Origin of the sequence: Nocardia sp. NPDC004151 (assembly GCF_042874235.1) — a bacterium.
Taxonomy (GTDB): Bacteria; Actinomycetota; Actinomycetes; order Mycobacteriales; family Mycobacteriaceae; genus Nocardia.
On the sequence record NZ_JBIAMR010000005.1, the window covers coordinates 1 to 19572 of the forward strand.

19 protein-coding genes and 2 pseudogenes are annotated in these 19572 nt (G+C 66.3%); 15 read left to right on the plus strand and 6 right to left on the minus strand.

Going from position 1 to position 19572, the window contains the following annotated elements; translation table 11 throughout:
• Both ACFYTS_RS13335 and ACFYTS_RS13340 read left to right on the plus strand, forming a co-directional pair.
• A partial coding sequence (locus tag ACFYTS_RS13335; protein ID WP_387303842.1) for a transposase occupies window positions 1–559 on the plus strand: 559 nt, incomplete at its 5' end.
• A gap of 75 nt (window positions 560–634) precedes the next feature.
• Window positions 635–766, plus strand: a pseudogene (locus ACFYTS_RS13340) (transposase); the annotation flags it as partial.
• Window positions 767–1155: 389 nt separating this feature from the next.
• On the opposite strand, the gene ACFYTS_RS13345 reads toward ACFYTS_RS13340, so the two are convergent.
• Both ACFYTS_RS13345 and ACFYTS_RS13350 read right to left on the minus strand, forming a co-directional pair.
• Window positions 1156–1386, minus strand: a complete 231-nt coding sequence (locus ACFYTS_RS13345) for a hypothetical protein (protein WP_387304655.1) — start codon at window positions 1384–1386, stop codon at window positions 1156–1158.
• Between the two features lie 118 nt (window positions 1387–1504).
• Window positions 1505–1828 carry a hypothetical protein gene (locus ACFYTS_RS13350; RefSeq protein WP_357289035.1) on the minus strand — a complete coding sequence of 108 codons (324 nt, stop codon included), beginning with the start codon at window positions 1826–1828 and terminating at the stop codon, window positions 1505–1507.
• Window positions 1829–2535: 707 nt separating this feature from the next.
• Here ACFYTS_RS13350 and ACFYTS_RS13355 point away from each other — a divergent pair.
• Window positions 2536–5817 (plus strand): protein kinase, encoded by a 3282-nt coding sequence (locus ACFYTS_RS13355; protein WP_387303845.1) that lies wholly within the window; start codon window positions 2536–2538, stop codon window positions 5815–5817.
• Window positions 5818–6057: 240 nt separating this feature from the next.
• On the opposite strand, the pseudogene ACFYTS_RS13360 reads toward ACFYTS_RS13355, so the two are convergent.
• The 4 genes and pseudogenes from ACFYTS_RS13360 to ACFYTS_RS13375 form a co-directional block, all read right to left on the minus strand.
• A pseudogene (locus tag ACFYTS_RS13360) lies at window positions 6058–6816 on the minus strand (LysR family transcriptional regulator); the annotation flags it as partial.
• A gap of 445 nt (window positions 6817–7261) precedes the next feature.
• Complete coding sequence (locus ACFYTS_RS13365; RefSeq protein ID WP_387303848.1) at window positions 7262–7891, minus strand: AAA family ATPase; 630 nt, start codon at window positions 7889–7891, stop codon at window positions 7262–7264.
• A gap of 81 nt (window positions 7892–7972) precedes the next feature.
• On the minus strand, window positions 7973–8785 hold the full coding sequence (locus tag ACFYTS_RS13370) for an inositol monophosphatase family protein (protein ID WP_387303850.1): 813 nt from the start codon (window positions 8783–8785) through the stop codon (window positions 7973–7975).
• A complete protein-coding gene (locus ACFYTS_RS13375) occupies window positions 8782–9642 on the minus strand; it encodes a DUF5919 domain-containing protein (protein WP_387303852.1) in 861 nt (286 codons plus the stop codon). Before ACFYTS_RS13375 ends, ACFYTS_RS13370 begins: the two co-directional genes overlap by 4 nt.
• A gap of 188 nt (window positions 9643–9830) precedes the next feature.
• Between ACFYTS_RS13375 and ACFYTS_RS13380 the strand changes: the two genes are divergently transcribed.
• From ACFYTS_RS13380 to ACFYTS_RS13435, 12 genes are all read left to right on the plus strand, one after another.
• The gene (locus tag ACFYTS_RS13380; protein ID WP_387303855.1) at window positions 9831–10061 is read left to right on the plus strand and encodes a helix-turn-helix domain-containing protein; all 231 of its coding nucleotides are present in this window, start codon (window positions 9831–9833) and stop codon (window positions 10059–10061) included.
• Window positions 10062–10206: 145 nt separating this feature from the next.
• A complete protein-coding gene (locus ACFYTS_RS13385) occupies window positions 10207–10506 on the plus strand; it encodes a hypothetical protein (protein WP_387303858.1) in 300 nt (99 codons plus the stop codon).
• Between the two features lie 394 nt (window positions 10507–10900).
• Entirely contained in the window at window positions 10901–11545 is a 645-nt protein-coding gene (locus tag ACFYTS_RS13390; protein WP_387303860.1) for a hypothetical protein, read from the plus strand.
• A gap of 3 nt (window positions 11546–11548) precedes the next feature.
• Window positions 11549–12406, plus strand: coding sequence for a hypothetical protein (locus tag ACFYTS_RS13395; protein WP_387303863.1), 858 nt, complete (start codon window positions 11549–11551; stop codon window positions 12404–12406).
• Window positions 12403–12699 carry a hypothetical protein gene (locus ACFYTS_RS13400; RefSeq protein WP_387303866.1) on the plus strand — a complete coding sequence of 99 codons (297 nt, stop codon included), beginning with the start codon at window positions 12403–12405 and terminating at the stop codon, window positions 12697–12699. The genes ACFYTS_RS13395 and ACFYTS_RS13400 overlap by 4 nt, the downstream gene beginning before the upstream one ends.
• Window positions 12696–13094: a hypothetical protein gene (locus ACFYTS_RS13405; RefSeq protein ID WP_387303867.1), complete on the plus strand. Its 399-nt coding sequence runs from the start codon at window positions 12696–12698 to the stop codon at window positions 13092–13094. The genes ACFYTS_RS13400 and ACFYTS_RS13405 overlap by 4 nt, the downstream gene beginning before the upstream one ends.
• A complete protein-coding gene (locus tag ACFYTS_RS13410; protein WP_387303871.1) occupies window positions 13091–14038 on the plus strand; it encodes a hypothetical protein in 948 nt (315 codons plus the stop codon). Before ACFYTS_RS13405 ends, ACFYTS_RS13410 begins: the two co-directional genes overlap by 4 nt.
• The gene (locus ACFYTS_RS13415) at window positions 14035–15105 is read left to right on the plus strand and encodes a hypothetical protein (protein ID WP_387303874.1); all 1071 of its coding nucleotides are present in this window, start codon (window positions 14035–14037) and stop codon (window positions 15103–15105) included. The genes ACFYTS_RS13410 and ACFYTS_RS13415 overlap by 4 nt, the downstream gene beginning before the upstream one ends.
• Window positions 15102–17117, plus strand: coding sequence for a hypothetical protein (locus ACFYTS_RS13420; RefSeq protein ID WP_387303876.1), 2016 nt, complete (start codon window positions 15102–15104; stop codon window positions 17115–17117). The genes ACFYTS_RS13415 and ACFYTS_RS13420 overlap by 4 nt, the downstream gene beginning before the upstream one ends.
• A gap of 41 nt (window positions 17118–17158) precedes the next feature.
• The gene (locus ACFYTS_RS13425; protein ID WP_387303879.1) at window positions 17159–17668 is read left to right on the plus strand and encodes a hypothetical protein; all 510 of its coding nucleotides are present in this window, start codon (window positions 17159–17161) and stop codon (window positions 17666–17668) included.
• Between the two features lie 35 nt (window positions 17669–17703).
• Window positions 17704–18072, plus strand: coding sequence for a hypothetical protein (locus tag ACFYTS_RS13430; RefSeq protein WP_387303881.1), 369 nt, complete (start codon window positions 17704–17706; stop codon window positions 18070–18072).
• A 37-nt stretch (window positions 18073–18109) separates the two neighbouring features.
• Window positions 18110–19570 carry a hypothetical protein gene (locus tag ACFYTS_RS13435; RefSeq protein ID WP_387303884.1) on the plus strand — a complete coding sequence of 487 codons (1461 nt, stop codon included), beginning with the start codon at window positions 18110–18112 and terminating at the stop codon, window positions 19568–19570.
• Window positions 19571–19572 lie beyond the last annotated feature (2 nt).

The window sequence follows — 19572 nt, forward strand, 5'->3', positions numbered from 1 at the left end:
ACCCGGAAGAACTCATCTTTCTGCTGCTGCGTGTACTTCCTGCCACCCATGGACACACCTTCCGAGGGGTGTTGCCACGACTGCTGGAATCCAAGCCGGTGAAGGCAAGCTGTATTTGTGTGCGGTCAAGGACGTGTTCTCCAACCGGATCATCGGCTACTCGATCGACTCGCGGATGAAGTCCCGGCTCGCGGTCACCGCGGTGAACAATGCTGTCGCCCGACGCGGTGAGGTGGCCGGTTGTGTTCTGCACACCGACCGCGGATCTCAGTTTCGCTCAAGACGATTCGTCCACGCGCTCAACCGTCATCGCATGGTCGGATCCATGGGCCGCGTCGGCGCGGCCGGCGACAATGCCGCCATGGAGAGCTTCTTCAGCCTGCTCCAGCGCAACGTCCTGGACCGGCAGCGATGGGATACCCGCGAGCAATTGCGGATCGCGATTGTCAGCTGGATCGAACGCACCTACCATCGCCGACGCCGACAGGCCCGGCTCGGCCGGTTGACCCCGATCGAATTCGAAACCATCATGTCCCCAGCAGCCCGACAGGCTGCTTAGAGCTCCTAACAGGTTCGGTCGTTTGGCGTCGGGTTGCGTTGCAGTGCAGGATGTTTCGTTGTGGCAGCACCCTGGATCGTGGATGACGAGTTGTGGGCGGTAATCGAACCGCTACTGCCGGTGAAACCGGCCGGGACACCGGGACCGCCGCAGATGGACTCCCGACTGGTCCTGCAGGGGATCTTGTTCGTGCTGATCACTGGAATGGACTTGTCACTGTCGCTGTCGGAGAAGAAGCTCGGCTGGACGCGGTCGAAGTCGGCACCGGTCGGCGGCAGACCGTCTCGTGGACTGTGTTCAACCACCTCATGCGACAGGCGCGTCCGCGATATGCAGGGGTAGTCCAGTCGCCATTCGACCAATTCTGTTGTGCGACACGCCGATAGCAGAGAATTTCTCGGAGGTTGGGCATACTTCGGATGTCGAGGCTCGTCGCGACCGTAGTGGTGGGCGCGGCGGAATCCTTGCCGGGAATGAGTTTTCGCCCAGCTGCGCCGGGATCGAGTGCCGCGGCGGGACCGGCACGTGATTGTGGGGTGGTGGATGGCGTTGGGTACTGCGGTGCCACCCAGCAACCCGGCAGGCGAACCGCTCACTCACTCGCGAACACGCGCATCAGGTGAGCCGCGGCCGGCCGCAGGCATTCGGTTACGCCACCGGTGGTAGGCCCCGCCGGTGACCAGCAGGATCCGGTACGCGGAAACCAGAATCATCATGACCGCCATCAGCGCGGCGTCGAATATCGCGATCGGAGCCCGGGTGATGCGCTTGAAATTGCGGCGCAGCATGGTCGCCGAATTGGCCAGTGGCGTGGAAATGGTGTTCATCGTGCGACGGTCTCCATGGCGTGCCCGGTCAGGGCAAGGAAAACTCAGGGGTGCGAACGGAAGCTCTTCGGCCTCGACTCGTTGCGGCGGGCGGCCGGGGAAATCACTGACAGTCCGGTCAGGTGCGGACTTCCTGTACTGCGGCCCCGGCTCGGACCTCGAGGATGGCGAGCAGGACCATCCGGCACACGGACATGCCCGACAGGTGTCCAGGCAACGTCAGCACTGTTTGCGCCTTGGCTCGGCGGCATTCCTGCACGAGATCGACGAATGCCGGGGGCAGTGTGGCGCTCTGCGGTGCCGGCTCGTGGAATACGGTGCCCAGCGCATACCCGAGTGAGCTGGCGGCGGCCCTCAATATGCTATCGCTGGAATTCGTGTCGCGATCACTCAGCAGGTCATCGCGCACGTATCCATAGGCAAGAGGCAGCAAAGCAGTCATCGAAAGCACCGGGCTTCCTGGTCGGTAGGCCACGAGAGGGTTATCTCCAGCGGCCGGGAGGGTGTGTCATCTGGATCTGTCAGCCCGGGGGCGGCATGTGGGCACCCTGTGTGCGGACGCGGCTGATGCGCTCACGGGAGTGGGCGGGTTGGAAAGACCACGGAGGCAATGCCCTCCGGTTGCTGGGCATTCGGCGGGACCATGGAAACTTCCGCGATCGGTCTGGTGGATTTCGCTTCAGCATCGTCCGTGCGGAGTACCGTCACGACGGTTGAATAGCCGGGGGGACATACCTATTTCTGGCCGAGCGGGCCTCCATCGGTGCACGCGAAACAAGCAGCAAACGACCGCCTACGACGAGGGACGCCGAAGCCCATGACGGCCCGATCGGCGAATGTGCGCGAGACCGCCGGCAGGTCAGCACCGCGCGTAGCGTCGGCGGTCGCGTGTAACCGAGAGTCCTCAGCGGCCGACGCGGGCAGCGGTTGTCGGTTGACAACGGGCGGGTGCGAGTTGGTTGGCGGCCCCGGATTTGTGCCGCCACGCAGGCGAAACCGCTGCGATAGACATACACGATGGGCATATGTTTGTTTTCGCTCAACTAGTTCGGCCCCGAGGCCGGTGAGGATACGCTGGACGTTAACGACGAGTTCACATGGTGATGCTCCGCGCCGTGTCGCGCCTTACCGGCGGGTGGTATGTAGCTGATGAGTGAGGATGCTCAGTTCTGGACGGTCCGTGACGTGTTCGATTCGGTGACGGAGGAATTGGCCGCGGCCGGGTTCGAGGATGCGGAGGAGATCGGGCGGGGCGGTTTCGGTGTGGTGTATCGCTGCACGCAGGAGGAGCTGGATCGGTCGGTGGCGGTGAAGGTTCTGACCTCCGATCTGGATGCCCGGAGTCGGGCGCGTTTTTTCCGGGAGCAGCGGGCGATGGGCCGGTTGACGGGGCATCCGAATATCGTCACGATGCTGCAGGCGGGGGCCACGGCCAACGGGCATCCTTTTCTGGTGATGCCGTATCACCCGTTGGGTTCGCTGGATGCCCGGATCCGCGACCAGGGTCCGATGCCAGTGGAGGCGGTGTTGTCGATCGGGGTGAAGATCGCCGGGGCTTTGGAAAGTGCGCACCGGTTGGGCATCCTGCATCGGGATGTGAAGCCAGGCAATATTCTTTTGACCGATTATGGTGAGCCCGCGTTGACCGATTTCGGTATCGCGCGTATCACGGGCGGGTTCCGCACCGAGACGGGCGCCGTGACCGGGTCGCCGGCGTTCACGGCTCCGGAGGTGCTCGAGGGTGACGCTCCCACTCCCGCGGCGGATGTCTACGGGTTGGGCGCGACCTTGTTCTGTGCGTTGACCGGGCATGCGGCGTTCGAACGGCGCAGCGGGGAGAACGTGGTAACCCAGTTTCTGCGAATCACCACCCAGCCGGTGCCGGATCTGCGTGAGCACGGCATTGCTGAGGACATCGCCGCGCTGATGGCGGCGGCGATGAGCCGCGATCCTGCTGAGCGGCCGTCAGCGCAGGCGATGGGGGAGGCGATCCGGCAGGCACAGCGCCACCACGGGTACGCCGTGGAGGAGATGGCGTTGCAGGTCGAACCGGCCCACGAGCGCGGGGACTCCGGCCGAGTCGCGTCGGGGTGGCGTGCGCCGAGGTCAGCGCCTTCGCAGGGTGCGGGCGATCTGCCGCCGGAGCTGACCAGTTTCGTCGACCGCCGCACCGAGGTGACGGAGGTGAGGAATCTGCTGTCCTCGGCGCGACTGGTGACATTGACCGGGATCGGCGGCGTCGGCAAGACGCGGCTGGCGCTGCGTTCCGCGGCGACGGTGCGCCGGGAGTTCGGCGACGGGGTGTGGCTGGTCGAGCTGGCCGATGTGTCCGACCCCGCGTTGCTGGTCGAGGTGGTGGCGGTCGCCCTGGGGTTGCGTGATGATTTGGCACGGCCGTTGCCGCAGGTGGTGTTGGAGTTCCTGGCCGATCGCGAGTCGCTCTTGGTGCTGGACAACTGCGAGCACCTGACGGAAGCGGTCTCGCGGTTGGCCGATACGTGGTTGCGGGCGTGTGCGAATCTGCGGATCCTGGCCACCAGCCGTGAACCGCTCGACGTCGGCGGAGAGGTGGTGCTGCGAGTGCCGCCGCTGCCGGTCCCGGATCCGGAGCGGGAGCCGTCGTTGCGAGAACTGCCCCGCTACGACGCGGTGACCTTGTTCGCCGACCGCGCTACTGCGGCGGTGCCAGGCATGCAGCTCTCCGACGGCGACAAGGCAACGGTGGGCCGGATCTGCGCGCGGCTGGAGGGGTTGCCGCTGGCGATCGAACTGGCCGCCGCACGGGTCCGCACGATGTCGCCCGAGCAGATCCTGGGCCGGCTCGACGACCGGTATGCGTTGTTGACCCGCGCCAATCGCAGCGCGCCGACACGGCAGCAGACGCTGCGGTGGTGTGTCGATTGGAGCTACCGGCTGTGCAGCTCGGTCGAGCAGCGGTTGTGGGCGCGGCTGTCGGTGTTCGCCGGTGGTTTCGAACTCGACGCCGCCGAACAGATCTGCGGCCCTGACCTGGATACCGAGGGTGTTCTGGATGTGCTGTCCTCGCTGGTGGACAAGTCGATCCTGATCCGGGTCGAGACGCAGGGTGTGGTGCGGCTGCGGATGCTGGAGACGGTGCGCGACTACGGGCAGCAGAAGCTCCAGGAAATCGGCGAGTACGCCGATCTGTGCCGGCGGCACCGCGACTGGTACCAGGATCTGGCGCTTACCGCGGACGACCAGTGGATCAGCGACCAGCAGCCCTACTGGATAGCCCGGCTCGACCGCGAACTACCGAATCTGCGCGCCGCACTCGAGTACTGCCTGGCCGAGGACACCGACCAGGCGGCCGCAACCGCACTGCGGACCACCGCCGCACTGGCGGGGTTCTGGACTTTCCGGGGCCTGTACAGCGAAGGTCGCCATTGGATTGAGTGTGCCCTCGCCCACCCCGCCCGACAATCCACCCCCGACCGGGTCAAAGCGCTCCACGCTGGTTGCGCCATGGTGGTGATGCGAGGCGATGTGCCGGCGGCGGCCGCGCTCGTCGAGGAAGGGCGTCTCCTCGCCAAACAAGATCCCACCCCGATGACCCAGGCGCTGATCGACAGCTCCGACGGTGGGGTGGCATTTTATCGCGGGGACCTTGCCCTCGCGACCTCGCGCCTTGAACGCGCCGTCGAGATGCTCGATTCCGTTCGACCCGGATTCGCGTACTTCGCCTCTTTGCTCGCGCTCGGTTTGGCGCATGGACTCGCCGGTAATACCCAACAGGCGGCCGATTCCTACCGGCGGCTGATTTCCATCGCCGAAGCGCGTGGCGAAATACTCTTCCGTTCGACTGCGTACTATGGCCTGGGCACTATCGCCTGGCAGCAAGGTGACCGGTCCCAGGCAATCGAGCTGCTCGAGAAAGCACTGACAGTCAACCGGCGAATAGGCAGCCCGCCCATCGCTGCGGTGAGTCTCGAGGCATTGGCCTGGGCTGCGTGCGCCGATGGCGATGCCGAGCGCGCGGCGGTACTGATGGGAGCCGCGCAGGAACTCGACCGATCCCTCGGTCGCGTCGCGAGCATCGTCCCGATTGTGCCGCAGTATCACGACGAATGTCTCCGGCTGACCCGGTCGGCCCTCGGCGCCCGCAGGTTCGATGTGGCCGTTCGCAGCGGCCGGGCGATGGGGATGGACGCGGCCGTCGCGTACGCGCTCGGCGAACAACCGGCCGTCGCTTCGCCGCCAACGGGTCAGGGTGTGGCTCTGACCAAGCGTGAACGCCAGGTCGCGGAGCTCGTCGCCCGAGGCCTGACCAACAGACAGATCGCCACCGAACTGGTGATCTCCCAACGCACCGCTCAGGGCCACGTCGAGCACATCCTCACCAAACTCGGATTCACCTCCCGCACCCAGATCGCGGCATGGATCGTAGAAGGTGCTAAACGGCAGAATCCGTGATCGCTGCTCCGTGGCTTCGGCTTTGCGCGGACGCGGTGGCTTGTATGCAAAAGGCGCAGCGGGATTCGACCGCCTCGAATTGGTCAGGCGGATATCGCGGCCGACGCACGTATGTGTTGCCGGTCCCGGCGACGGGGTGTCTCGGGCCGGGCGAGTAGGTCGGATTCTCGTCGCGGACCCGGCGTGCAATGTCGAGGAAGGAGCGCACCAGAGTGTTCTCGTGCCCGGCGCGCGCCAGCTCACGGCGACCTCGTTCGGGGCCGCGTCGGTCACCGGGACCAGCCGCACGCCGGGGAACTTGATCCAGGCGGCGCACGGCACGGTCATCGCGATGGCGGCTCCGGTGGCCACCTGCTGCAATTGCTCCAGCAGCGTCTTCGTGCGGTAAGTTACTGGTGCCGGACGGCCGGCGCGATGGGAGTCCAACTGCCAGAAGGCGTTCCAGGTCGGGTCGGTGGCCGCCGAGGAGAGGATCGGCTCATCGAGCAGTTCCGCCGCCACGACCTCATCGCGGTCCGCCAGGCGGTGGTTGGTGGGCAGCATGACCATCAGCGGCTGCTGGAACAACGACTCGAACCACAGCCCGATGTCGTTGAACGGCCGCCGCACGAACGCAACATCCGACTGGCCGCTTGCCAGGCCCCCGACGGGGTCTCGAAGGTGAAGTGGTTCAACTAGGCTGACCTCGGGATGGTGCTTCCGGAATGCGGCCAGAATCGGCTCCGTCAAAGTCAGGGCAGCCCCCTCGAGGCAGCCCAGTAAGAGCCGTCCGCGCTCACCGCGATGGATTGCGCGAGCCTCTTCGAGCCCGGAACCCAAGCTGGTCAATGCGTCCCGGACATATCGCAGAAACGCCGCACCAGCCGCCGTGAGCTCCACCTGCCTGGTGGTCCGTGAGAACAGCGTGACGTCCGTTTCGTGCTTGAGCTGTTTGATCTGCGTGCTGAGGCCCTGCTGCGACAGGTGCAGCCGCTCGGCTGCCCGAGTGAAACTCAACTCCTCCGCGACCGCGCATTTCGGGGGCTACGGGTTCAGCATGGGGCGCTATCGATGCCAGCCGCGCAGCATCGGCCATCGCTGTCCACACCGAAGTCCGCTCGGCATCATTGTGATGATCAGGATCCGGATCTGATGAAACCGCCACCGGCTCGCGGGGTCGGTCGGGTCGCGCCCCGCACGCCGAAGGCGCTGGCGCCGTGCGTCGTTCATACAGGGTTTGACGTCGACCAAGGCGAGGCATTGCAACGGACACGTAGGTGTTCGCCGTTGGCGCGGGCCTTGCTCCGACTTGCGCCTGGATGTCCAGTTCTGCGACCGGCGCTCATGCTGAACTGGCACGTATCTGGCATTCAAACGCGCCGGTGCGCAAGTGTGCAGGTCAGGATGTGCCCTCGGCAGGATTCGAACCTGTGACGCGCCATCGTTGATGCGCGCTGGCTGGTGTTCAGTGGTTTCGGACGACGTAGTCAACTACTGCCCGGGCCGAATCTTCGATGCCTGAATCGAGGATATTTGCGCGGTAGGTCTGCCAGTCAGCCAGCTTGCCGGTATCTCTCGCCGCGGCACGCTCGCTCATCCGCTCGCGGATCTGGTTGGGATGAGCGGAGATCCAGACTGTGCGGATCGGTGGCGGGGTTATCGAGACTCTGGAGCATATGTGGTCGGAAAGGGAGAGGCCGCGGCCCATGGCCGCCTGGACATGCCCGATGAAGGGAGCGTCCACGATCACAGGAACATGGCTGGCGACAATGAATGCCTGGTGGATGAAGGCTGAATAGATGTGGGGGTTGACGACTCGCATGTAGGTGGCGCTGTCCCTGTCGAACGGATCGCCAGTGAGCTCAGCCATGACTGATTCTTCGAGATCCGGTGCGAACGCGTCTTTGTCGATAATGACCGCATTAGCGATATCCGCGAGGTACCGAGCGGCTGTCGACTTGCCGGAAGCCGGGAAGCCGCAGACGACAGTCACTCCCGCTTGTGCGTGTTCTGCGAGTTGATCAAGGGCCGCGCTCATCTGCAACGGTGCCTCAGCAGGTAGGGCCTGAACCGCTAGTCTGCGCGTCGGATTCATCGCTCCTCCAACCCTTCGCGGGGCTACGGGACCCTTAGCTCGGGTCTAGCCCAGTCTTACAGAGCCACTTGGCCGCCGCCATCAGCGGTCCGAATCGGTAAGCGCAGCACCAACCAGATCGAGGAGTGCAGCTGAGACGCCGGGAGCGGCTGCGACGGTGTGAGCGGAACGGGCGTCATGGTGCTGGCCGTCGGAGTCAGTGACGTGAGCGCCGCCTTCTCGTGCGATGACGACTCCCGCGGACATGTCCCATGGCTTGTTGCTGAGCAGGACGCACGCGTCCGTCCTCCCTTCTGCCACCCAGGCGAGGTCGAGCGCGGCCGAACCGAACATGCGTACTCGTTCGACCTGGGCCGCCAGCGCCGTTGTCAGGGTGAGGCGGTGTCGGTTCTTCACCGATGCGTTGTCGCCCACTGCGTAGTCGCCGATCGACACGATCGCATGCGGAAGTGATTGGGTTTCACTGGCTTTGATGCGGTGGTCATTGCAGAAGGCGCCCTGACCGTCAATGGCGTAGTACTCCAGGTTCAGGAAGGGAGCCGTGATGACTCCAAGAATCGGAGCATCGTGCCGGGTGAGCGCGAGCGATACGGCACACAGGGGTATGCCATGGATGAAGTTTGATGTCCCGTCGATGGGATCGAGCACCCAACGGAGTTCCGGCGCACCATGTTCCGGAGTGTTTGGCTCCTGCTCTTCACCCAGGAATCCGATGTCTGGCGCGGCTCGGCCGAGGTATTCCCGGATAGATCTTTGTATGCGCAGATCAAGATCCGTAACGAAGTCTCGGTCGCCTTTGGTCTGAACGCTACCAGGGCCGCTGGTGCTCAGCAGGCGGCCGCCTTCAGCAGCTGCTGCGCGGGCAACCGCCAGTAGATCCTCCAAGCCATTCATTCGATCGCCCTCTCATTGCCGCCTGACCACATAGCTTCGAAGACCCCTGAGAACGTCCCGTACAGGCCGGCAGCGCCAGAATTACGGGAAACGAACGTCGGGGATTCGACGCCCCGCGAGGTGGGCAGATATGGCTGCATCACGCAGATCGTCGAATCGATGATCGTTATGTTGAAGCGAATGGGCTGATCGTAGACCCGGATCAGGAGTGATCCAGGAGTCTGGGCAGTGACCCGCCGCCGGACTCGCTCCAACGTCTGGATGTTGGCATCGGTCAGGTTAGTGAGGAGGCCCGGAGCATGGCCCTCTTCGACTTCGCGGGCTCGGATCGATTCCCCCGCCGGATCTAGGAATAGGCAGCGGATAACCGTTCCATTCTCAAGGAGTCGGAGGATATCGGTATCGGAATACTGCTGGCAGAGCATGTTCAGAGAGAGGCCCGTCAAGTCTACGGTCCGGGCCGTCTTGAAGAGTTCCTGCGGCGGCATCGCGCGGAGGAAGTCGAGCCTTGTAGCGTAGACCGCTTCCACGTCGGCGAGGTTGTGTTTGTTCTGTTGCTTCGCCGCGTGTGCGACAGCATGCGGCTCTCGTATGAGGTCCTCTGGATTGCCCGAGTACTGCTGGAACAGCTCGGCAGTAGACCAGTTCGGGAACATTGCTTGCAGGATCCGGCAGTGGTCCGGATACGGCAGGCTTGAGATTTCTCCGGAGAGCCATCGGTAGAACTGTGCCTTCTTCGGGCCGAACCCGACGAGGGCGGGATCGATTCTGTGGGCGAGCTTGTCGTACTCGCGATTGAAGGCCGAGACCGTTTGAAGGTGGCGCTGCTGGAGCAGTGCCTTGAGGACGGTGCCCATAATCGTCTGCCTTGCAAGAGATTTCGGAGACTGAGTGCAAGTCTAGCACGGTCAGGAGACACAGAAGAGACCTTTGGGGACATCGCTGGGATAGGTGAGACCTAGCAGGAGACGCGGCGAGACAGGGTCGAAAAACACCCTGGGTGGACAGGTTTTCCGGAGTTTTCCACCCAGAGGAGTGATCCCAGTTGGCCACCAAACGCCAGTCCGCTGCCGACATCCGCAGCGAGCGTGGACTGATCAGTCTGAAGAGGGCTTCGTCCCTTGTCGACGTTGACCGCAAGACGATCCTGAACTGGATCGAAGCCGGACTTCTGCAGGGCTACAAGCTGAACGGCAGCATGTGGCGCGTCAACGCCCACGAGGTTCTCGCACTCGTCCATCCGGTGATCGCTACTGATGCCGACGGTGTGGCATGAGGGCCCGTACCGCGCTGATCGCTTTCGTCGCGATGGCCATGATCTATGCCCTGGTCAGGCATCCCGAAGTCGTGCTAGTTCCGGCTTTCCTGGTCGGCATCTGCATGCTCGTGCGGCCGCGCCACGGTTGGCTGCGAGGCCGGCGATGAACAGACATCAATACGCACGGCAGCAGCTCGGCGTCGCGGCCTATGGCCAGCCCGAGTACGACGCAAACGGATTGCTGCTGAACGGTTTACAGGCATTGCCGCTGCGGTGGTGGTTGCCGCTGTTCTTCGCATTGGTGGTTTTCGCCGCTGGGATTGTCGTCGGGATTCAGTTGGAGAAGCAGACACCAACCATGCCGGCATCGGTGAACGTATGCCGCGCCGACGAGGTGGACCGCATCGACTGCATACACATGACCGCTGTCATGCCGCCCACTTCGGTGGGGGTGCCGCGATGAAATGGACTGCCGTGTTCGGTACGAAAGCCGTGCTGGCGGCAGAGAACGACCGTCTGCGCCGCACGCTGGTTGAGAGGGACAGCCGAGTCGCCGAGCTATCGGCTGCGCTTGACGACGCTTTGGACCGGGAGCAGCTGCATTCGCTGTCCGCACCGCACGAGCGGTTAACCCCCGCCGCTGTGCTGGACCGCTGTGGACAGCAACGCGCCGAGCATCTGCAGCGGGCCGTGGCGCCGCCTGTACACGCGGCGGATCGCGGAAGTGCGACACAGGTCGGAGTGCGGCCCTGGATGCCAGGGCTGGACGCTAACGCCGCCGGGCGTGGTGTCTGTGATCGGAGGCGATCGCGATGAGCGTCGAGACCACAGTGTCTGTCCCGCAGCCGGATCCGGTGTTGACCGCCGATGCGGCGCGAGAATTGACCGACACCATCCGGGTGCAGGTCGCGCAGGTGTGGGACCTGGTCCGCCAGGCGTATCTGGGTCGCGCGTGGGAGGTCCTCGGACACGCCAGCTCGGATGCATACTGCGCGGCTGAATTCGACGGGGCGCAGCTGCGGATCCCGCGCGAGGAGCGCTCGGAGGTCGTTGCCTCGCTGCGCGATATCGGGATGAGCAGTCGCGCTATTGCCGCCGCGACCGGATTGAGCCAGCGGACCGTGGCCCGGGAGCTGGCCGCAGGTGAGCCAAATGACTCACCTGACTCGGTGGTCGGTTTGGACGGCAAGGTGTACCAGCCGAAACCCATTGACCGTGAGCTCGATACCGCCAACGCCAACGACGATCAAGCCGAGCGTGGCAGCGAAGTGCCTCCGACACCGCGTCGACGGCGTCCGATCACCGAGTCGTTCGATGTCACGCGCGGCGAGTTGCTGACCAGAACCAACACCTTGGCCAAGTTGGCGGCAGATGCCCGGTTCGATCGGCACGCCGAGCAGTTGTCGCACCGGTTCCGCAGCGATCTGCTGCGTGCGCGTGACGCCCTGCAAGCGGTCATCGACCGCCTTCCTGACCTTTCCGACCGTCCCGAGGAGGGATGAGCCATGCATCTCGTCGACCCCGACCAGCCCGACAACCCGCACTCGGTGGTGAGCACCCAGATCGAGGCGGTCGATTCCGCGCAGGCGCGGCGCTGGTTGGAACGCAACCCGAACAACCGGCCGATCCGGCAGGCGCGCGTGCAGCAGTACTACGACGACATGATCTCGGGCCGTTGGCGTTTGAACGGTGAAGCGATCAAGTTCGGTCCCGACGGAGAACTCCTCGACGGGCAGCACCGTCTGCAGGCGATCGCCCGCACCACGGGGATGAGTTTCCCGATGCTGATCGTGCGGGGACTCTCACGCGACACCCAGGTCACCATGGACCAGGGCGCGAAACGCACCCCCGGTGATCAGCTCACGCTCACCGGTATAGCCAGCCACAACATCACCGTCGTCGCTGCCGCGCTGCGGGTCTACATGATGTGGATGGAGGGCAATCTCTTCGGCGACGCCAGCCGCGGGACCAGCCAATCCACCACGAAGGTCGTCGAATTCGCCAACGCCTACCCCGAACTGGTGGCGATCGCCGACCGGTACACCAGCCTCGCCCGCCGATTGAAGGCCCGCCCCGCGGTCGCCTGCGCGGTCGCGATCCGGCTCACCGAGATCGACCCGGACGCCGCCGCGGAATTCGTGCGGCTGTGGGACAGCGGTGCCGGCCTGGGCGCCGATTCCCCGATCCTCGCGTTGCGTGACCGGCTGGACACGATCCGAACGACACGAGTCCGGGTCAGCGACCGCGACCAGATCGGACTGATCGTGTCGGCCTGGAATCTGTGGCGGCGCGGCCGCGCGGTCACGAAACTGCAGCGCCCCAAGGGCGGATTCTCCGCCGAGAACTTCCCGGAGCCGAAATGACCATGCGCGCAACAGATCCGGGCCATGAAGCGGAGCTGCAGGCCGAGAAGGAACGCCTCGAAGTCGTCCAGGACATGCTGTCGGACATTCTCGACGCGGCGTGCACGGTCAAGGCCGGCAAGAGCCACCTGCACTGCGAGGCCGAAAACGACAAGATCCGGCACTGGGCCACGGTGCATGAATCGGTGCGCCGCGACCGCGATGCCGCCGCGGACGCCTACTACGACCTGCGGTACGGGCCCAAGTTTGTCGCGAATGTCCGTGTCGACCGTGATCGGCGGCGGTCGCGATGAATGCCCGCTTCCACGATCCCGAAGGCACCCGGTACGGCCTGCCCACCTATCCGTGGCGGTCGGCACCGACTCACCTGCGGACCAAACGCCAACTCGCCCAGCAGAATCAACGGCCCGGCGACGAGTACCAGGCGCAAATGCTGGGAAAGGGCCGCTACGGCCAGTTACAGGCATACCTGTACGACCAAACCCAGGCCGTGCCGAAACGGGAACCGAGTGCGGCGCAACTGGAGTCGCTGCGCATCGCCCGCTGGGTGCGCTCGGCGAACGCATGCGAGCGGCGCGGCATCGACGCCACCGACATGCGGGAGTTGATCTCCAAAGCCCGCGCCGATCTGGCCGCCCGCCGGCCGTCGCGTTCTGGCGTGGAGTCCGACCGGAGGCGGTCGCGATGAGCGCCGGGTGCGGGTGCGGTGACGGCGCAGGCCAGGTGACGCGGCGCGGGATGTGCAAGCTGCATTACGACCGGTTGCGCACCCGTCAGATCGCTTATGGCCGGTGGAATCCGCGTGTGCCCGGGGATGCGGTGCGGGCTCATATCGAGACGCTGGGTGCGGCGGGTGTCCGGCCGGGACAGGTCGCGCACCTGGCCGGGCTAGGGCATTCGACGATCAGCCGCATCCTGGCCAACCCGGGTGGCCGTGTCAGTGACCGTATTCAGGCCGCGATTTTGAAGGTCGCTGTGCCCGAGCACGCTGGCGATGTCACTGCCGACAACGCGTTGGTTCCGATTCTGGGGGCGCGTCGGCGGGTGCAGGCTCTGGTCGCGGCCGGTCATCCGGCCTCGCGGATCGCTCGCGAGATCGGGGTGGCGCCCAACAGTGCCACGATGGCGGCCCTGGTCGGCAAACGCACCGACGGCCAGACGTCCGGGCGTTCGATCACCGCCGAGCGGGAACGCGCGGTGCGGGCGGTGTTCGACCGCTGGCAGTGGGTGCCGGGCCAGTCGGCGAGGGCGCGGGCCATCGGCGCACGCAATGGCTGGCCGTTGCCGCTGGAGTGGGACGAAACCGCGATCGACGACCCGCACAGCCGCCCCGAAAAGGCGCGCTGGACACCAGCATCCGCGCGTGAGGAACGCCGCGATCACGTCGACCGCCTGACCAGCCAGGGCTTGACCGCCCCCGAGATCGCCGAGCGGCTCGGGATCAATATCCGACTCGTCGAGCGAGACCGCGCCCACCACCGCGGGAGCACGGACACCGAATCGACTGCCCCGGAACCGACTTCGCGGGACGAGGTGCAAGCAATGGGCGAGGTGGCCGCGAAAGCCCGCGTCGACATCGCTGCACGCCGCCAGCCCGCGCGCCGGCGCGGGGGATTGGAGCGAACCCGATGAACCACAACACGAGGAACAGTCGCTACGCCGGGTTGGAACGTCGACACCGGCCGCAGATCATCGGTGGCCTGCGCGGCACGGGGCTGACCTACACCCAGATTCGTGAATTGCTCGGGGTCAGCCTGCGCCAGGTCGAAACCGTTTTGGGTGAGGCGCAAGCCTTGCGGGCGAGCGGGTTCCGTGCCAAAGAGATCGCCGCTGAACTCGGTGTGCCGCCGGGGTCGCTGGGGCGGATTCTGCCGTCGCGTCGGCAAGCCGCGATCACCGAGCGGCAGTCGCAGGTGTTGCGGGCGGTGTCGGACATGCGCGGCATGCAGGTCGACGTTCTGGCTCAGTACCTCAACATCCTCGAATCCAGCGCGTACGCGATCGTGCGGGAGCTGATCGCCAAGGGCCTGTTGTGTGAGCTGGAAAAGGTACAGCGCGGCCGGGCGTGGGTGTACGCGCCGCCGCGCGTGCAGGCCCGCTATCTGGGGTGGCGGCCGGCGGAGTGGACCCCGCCGCTGATGTTCGCCGAGCACTATCGCGCGGTCGCGCAAGCCCGGATCATGCTGGTCGGCAACGATGCGACCGCGTTCATCTCCGAACGCGCCCTGCACCGTGAAGCCGCCGTCGCCGCCCGCCTCGCTGCCGAGAAGCGGCGCGGCACCGCGGTGTTGGAGTTCTCCACCGGCATTGACCCGCTGCCTGGGCGCCCGCATTTGCATGACGGCCGGTTCCTGGGCGTGGTGGGTGGCAATTACGGCTGGTGGGCGTTGGAGGTCGAGCTCAGCGTCAAGGACAAGGCTCACATGGATACCGCGTTGCAGGGCGCGATCCGTGCCGCGCGTGCCGCGCACCCCTACACCATGGTCGGCCTGCTGTACCTGTGCCGCACGGCCGCGGTCCTCAACAACGTCGAGGCCGCCGCTGGGAGGCTCCCGGCCGAACTCGCCGCGCTGCCACTGGATCTGCAGATCCAGGACTTCGACAAGCAGTGGAAGGCATTCCTGGCCGCCCGTCGGACGGTGCGCGAGGCAAAACGGCAGCGCCACACCATCTTCGAAATCTCCAAGGAAGCATCATGAGCCCCACCGACTGCACCCCACTGATCACCCCCACCGACTGCGGCCCCGTCGCCGCCGTGCCGGCCGCTGAACCCGCGCCGACCGTGAACCTGTTCGCGCCGAACACCCCCGAGGCCCCGCCGGGAACCCCGCCAGCGGTGCACGCGGTCACCGACCCGGTCACCCACTGGTCGGGCCCCGACCTGTCCCACGCCGGCGCGACGGTGGAGACCGCACTGGTGTGCGGGGCGGCCCTGGCCGCGATGCTCGTGCTGATCGTGGCCGTGGCCGCGACCAAACCCGTTGAACCGCACCGACTGCGGAACTTCGCCGCCGCCGCATGGGCGCTGCCGCTGACCTCAGCGCTGGCCGGCGGGTCGTGGTCGACACCGTTGAGCCTGTTGTGGGACGGCGCCGAACACCTCGCCCACGGGCAGCTGGGCGGGTTGTCGATGATGCTGGTCCTCGGGCTGCCGTCGACGATGTTGGTGGCGTCGCTGTGGTGGGCGCATTTCCTGATCAAGACCGAGACCGTCGGGTTGAAGTCCCTGCGCACCACCAAACGCGTCCAGGACTCTCTGACCGCGCGCCGCCAGCAAGCCTCGGCGAACGCCGCGAAACGCGGTGCGCCGCTGCACCGCGGACACGACATCGTGCTGGGCGCCCTCGCCAACACCGTCAGCCACAAGGCGCCCGGGGTGTGGCGGACGCTGGCCAAGCGGCACGAGCCGTGGCTGTCGGTCGCGCATTCCGATGCTCGCAAGCAGCAGGCCATGTTCGGCACGACCGGCAGCGGCAAGACCGTGCTGATGGAACGCTACGCCGCCGCCTTGTTCGACTACGAGTGGCGGGCCTGGCAGAAGTGGTCCGGGGTGCCCGCGATGGCGGGCAAGCATGCCCGCCCGCTCCTGGTGATGATCTCGTGCAAAGGCGGCGAGGACGACCGCGAACTCGGGGTGAGCCTGCGTGAATCGATGCTCGCCCAAGGCGTGAACCCGAAGCGGATCGCGCTGGTGGGGGTGCCCGGGATGGACACCCTCGACGCGTGGGACAAGACCCCGGCGCGGGACCTGCGAGCGATGGTCGCGGCGCTGCTGGCCGCGACCGGCGAGGCCACCACCGCCGAAGGGCAGCACTTCGAGGGCATGCAAACCCGCATCGCGTCGCTGGTGGTGGACAACCCGACCGGCAAGCCCCGCAACCACGTCGAGTTCCTGAACCTGCTGGTCGAGGACAACCTCAAGAAGGCCTGGAACTACGCCCCGGACGTGGTGCGCCAGATCGATGCCATGCAGGCCGAGAAGGTCCCTCAGCTCGACGACGCGTTGATCAAGTGCACCAACCTGTTCGAAGAGCTCAAGGACTCCAGCGGGCGCATGGTGTTCGACGACGGCGTCGACATCGACGACCTCGACGTGCTGTTCATGACCGTGCCCGCACTGGACAAGGACGCCGCCCGCGCCCAGGTCGCCATGACCTTGCGGCTGTTGATGCAGCGTGCCGGGCGAACCGCGAAACACCTGCGGCGCAGCGTGATCCTGTTCATCGACGAACTGTCGGCGCTGACGACCAAGCACGGTTCCATTGGGATCGAGGACATCGCCGAGCGCGGACGTTCCCAGAAGATCGCGATGGTCTTCTGCGGCCAGAGCCCCGAATCGGTCGCCCCGGATGCGTGGTCGCTGGGACGGCTGCTGAAGACCTGCGCCGGCGGAGTGTTGCTCGGCTACATGGAAAACGCCGGCGAACTGTGTAAACACGCTGGATCGGTGCCGGTCATGTTGCCGTCGCGGCACCTGATCAAGGGCCAGCGCCACGGCGACGAGGGCCAGGTGTCGGTAGGGGAGAAGTGGCTGGTCGACCCCGACCGGGTCCGCCAGTTCAACACTGGTGACTTCGTGTTCTTCAAACGCGGCTACGCCCGCTTCGGTCGGGTCGTGCCCCTGAACAAGGCCGAACAAACTCCCCTGCCCGGAACCTCGCCCGCCGCAGCCCTGCACGTCGGCGACGATCCGACCCCGGCTACCGCATAACCCTCACCCGCCTGAGTGAATCCGATTGGAGCACAACCACTATGCGCATCTTCCGCGACCACGACCATGACGGCGACGGAGAGCACGACGACGAGCAGCCCCGCAAGAACCTCAGCCGCGACGAGATCGCCGCCCAGGCCGAGGACATGGTCGACGCGATCTCCGACTTCCTCTCCGATGCCGCCGGCGCCGCGGACCGGCTGTCGCAGTCCACACCGGCCGCGCGACCGGTCACGTCGACCGCCACCCCGGGGCCGGCCACCGCGGCCGCGCCCGCCGAAGCCGTCCAACCCGCACCGACCCCGGTCGCGAAACCGCATACCCGCGGCCAGATCTGGCGTGCGAGCGCGGCGGGCTCCTTCGTTGTGGTCGGCCTCGCCGCGACCGCGGCCTGGGGCCAGCCTCCCGAGGTCGGTGTCCCCGTCGTGCTCTACGGGCTGGGCTGGATCGCCTACCTGAGCTGGAACGCCGCGCGGCGTCCCTCCCCGTCGCTGGCGCTGGCCGCGTTCACCGAACACCGCGCCGCCCGGACCCTGCGCAACACCCACTGACCCCGCACCTTCGCGGGCCCCAGGAAAGGAAACGAATGTTCAAGTACCGGAAAGAGCCGGTCCTGCCCATCCCCAGCGAGCTGTACGACGAGATCGGCCAGCTCGGCGACCGCGTGCGCGGCTTGCGCGAGGACATCGCCCGAATCCGCGGCCAGTACGCGCTGTTGGTGCAGTCCCCGACCTCGCTGAGGGTCGACGACCTCGGCCCGCCGACCGATCCGCGGGAGGCCGCCATCCTCACGCACCAGGGGTTGCGGGTCATGGACCGCGACCTGGAAACCGTCGAGAAGGGCATCAGCTGGGTGCGCGGCCCCGCGAGCCGGATCAGCCTCACCGGCGCCGCAACCGATCACCGCGAACAGCAGATCGCCGCGCAGCGCCCGCCCATCGAACGCACCCGATAGCCCAACCCCTGCATCCCTGAAAGGAATTCATCACATCATGTCCGAAATCGATGAGATCGCCCAGCAGACCGGCCGCACCTTCCGCGACGTGCTCAACGTCGCGGGGCAGTGGCTGCGGACGCTGCGTGGTGCCGACGGCCGTGCCCCGAAGCTGAACCGTAAGCAGCGCCGCGAGTTGGCCGAGCAGATCATGGCCCAGGTCGGCGCTGAGAAGGTCAACGCCGCCTACTACACCAAGCGGGTCGCCGACTACCGCTCCGAACACGCCATCGCCCAATTCCAGCGCGAGAACGACCCGCTCCACACCGACCAAGACACCGCCGCCGACACCGAGCGCCTGGACGCGATGCGGCTGCGGATCGAGGAAAGCCTGGGCACCTCGGCGCTCAGGATCGAGCACCGCGGGCAGGTCGTGATGGCGTTGGACCGCGCCGCCCGCGCCCCGTACACGATGGACGCGTCCTTCAACGCGGTGTTCACCCCGATGACCGACCGCGACCGCCGTGAGGCGCGGGTGGCGGCGGTCGAATCCGAGCAGTGGGTCAGCGCCCGCACCCAGGAATGGGACCGTCGGGTGGCGTCGATGACCGTGGACCAGCCCGCCCGGCCGACCCAGGCTCCGCAGCTGGATCAGCCGCAGCCGCCGGCGCCGCGGTCGGTGTCGCCCGTTGCGCAGGAAGTCGCGATCGATCAGGACTTCGCCCGTGCCAATGCGATTCAGCAGATCCGGCACGTGCAGTACACCTGGCTGCACGACAAGGCCAGCGGTCGCGCCCGCGACCCCTACGGGGAGATCGCGCGCCGCCAGGCCGCCGAGCAGGCCCAGCGGGCGGGGATGACGACCGAGCAGGTGCGGTGGGAATTCGCCAACGCCGAGGCCAATTCCCGCTGCCAGGTGTCGCTGACGGCCAGCTCGCCCGATGGGTCAGCGCAGGGCATGCGCGGCTACTTCGCCACCGAGGCCGAAGCCGCCGCCTGGACCCACGACACGGTCCGGTTCAACCAGTGGACGCCGGGAACCTCGCTGGCCGTGCGTGCCCGCGAGACCGGCCGCCGGCACCCCTTCTACATCGCCGAGGGCAACCAGATCGACATCGGCGCCAGCGTCGAGGACTGGCACCGCGACCTGAACCCCGACAAAGCCCAACCCCCCGACAAGGACAGAAAGGTCGAAAAGACCGGCACCGGAACCGGTTCCGATGATCTGGAGCGGCGCGTGTCGATGCTGCAGCGCGGCCTGGACGCGGTGACCGCCGACCGCGACTACCACAAGAAGGATCTCGAATCGGTGCGCGGCCAGCTGGACACGGTGAAGAACGCCCAGCTGGGCCTGAACCAGGAGTTGCGGGATCTGCGGGGCGATCTCGACACCGCGCGCGCCGACCGCGACCGGTACCGCGGTGAACGCGACGAGGCCGTCGACAAGCTCCGCAGCGTCCGACACGAGCAGCAGCCGACCAATGGTGCGGACAAGCCGCGCCCGCAGATGAGCCGGTGACC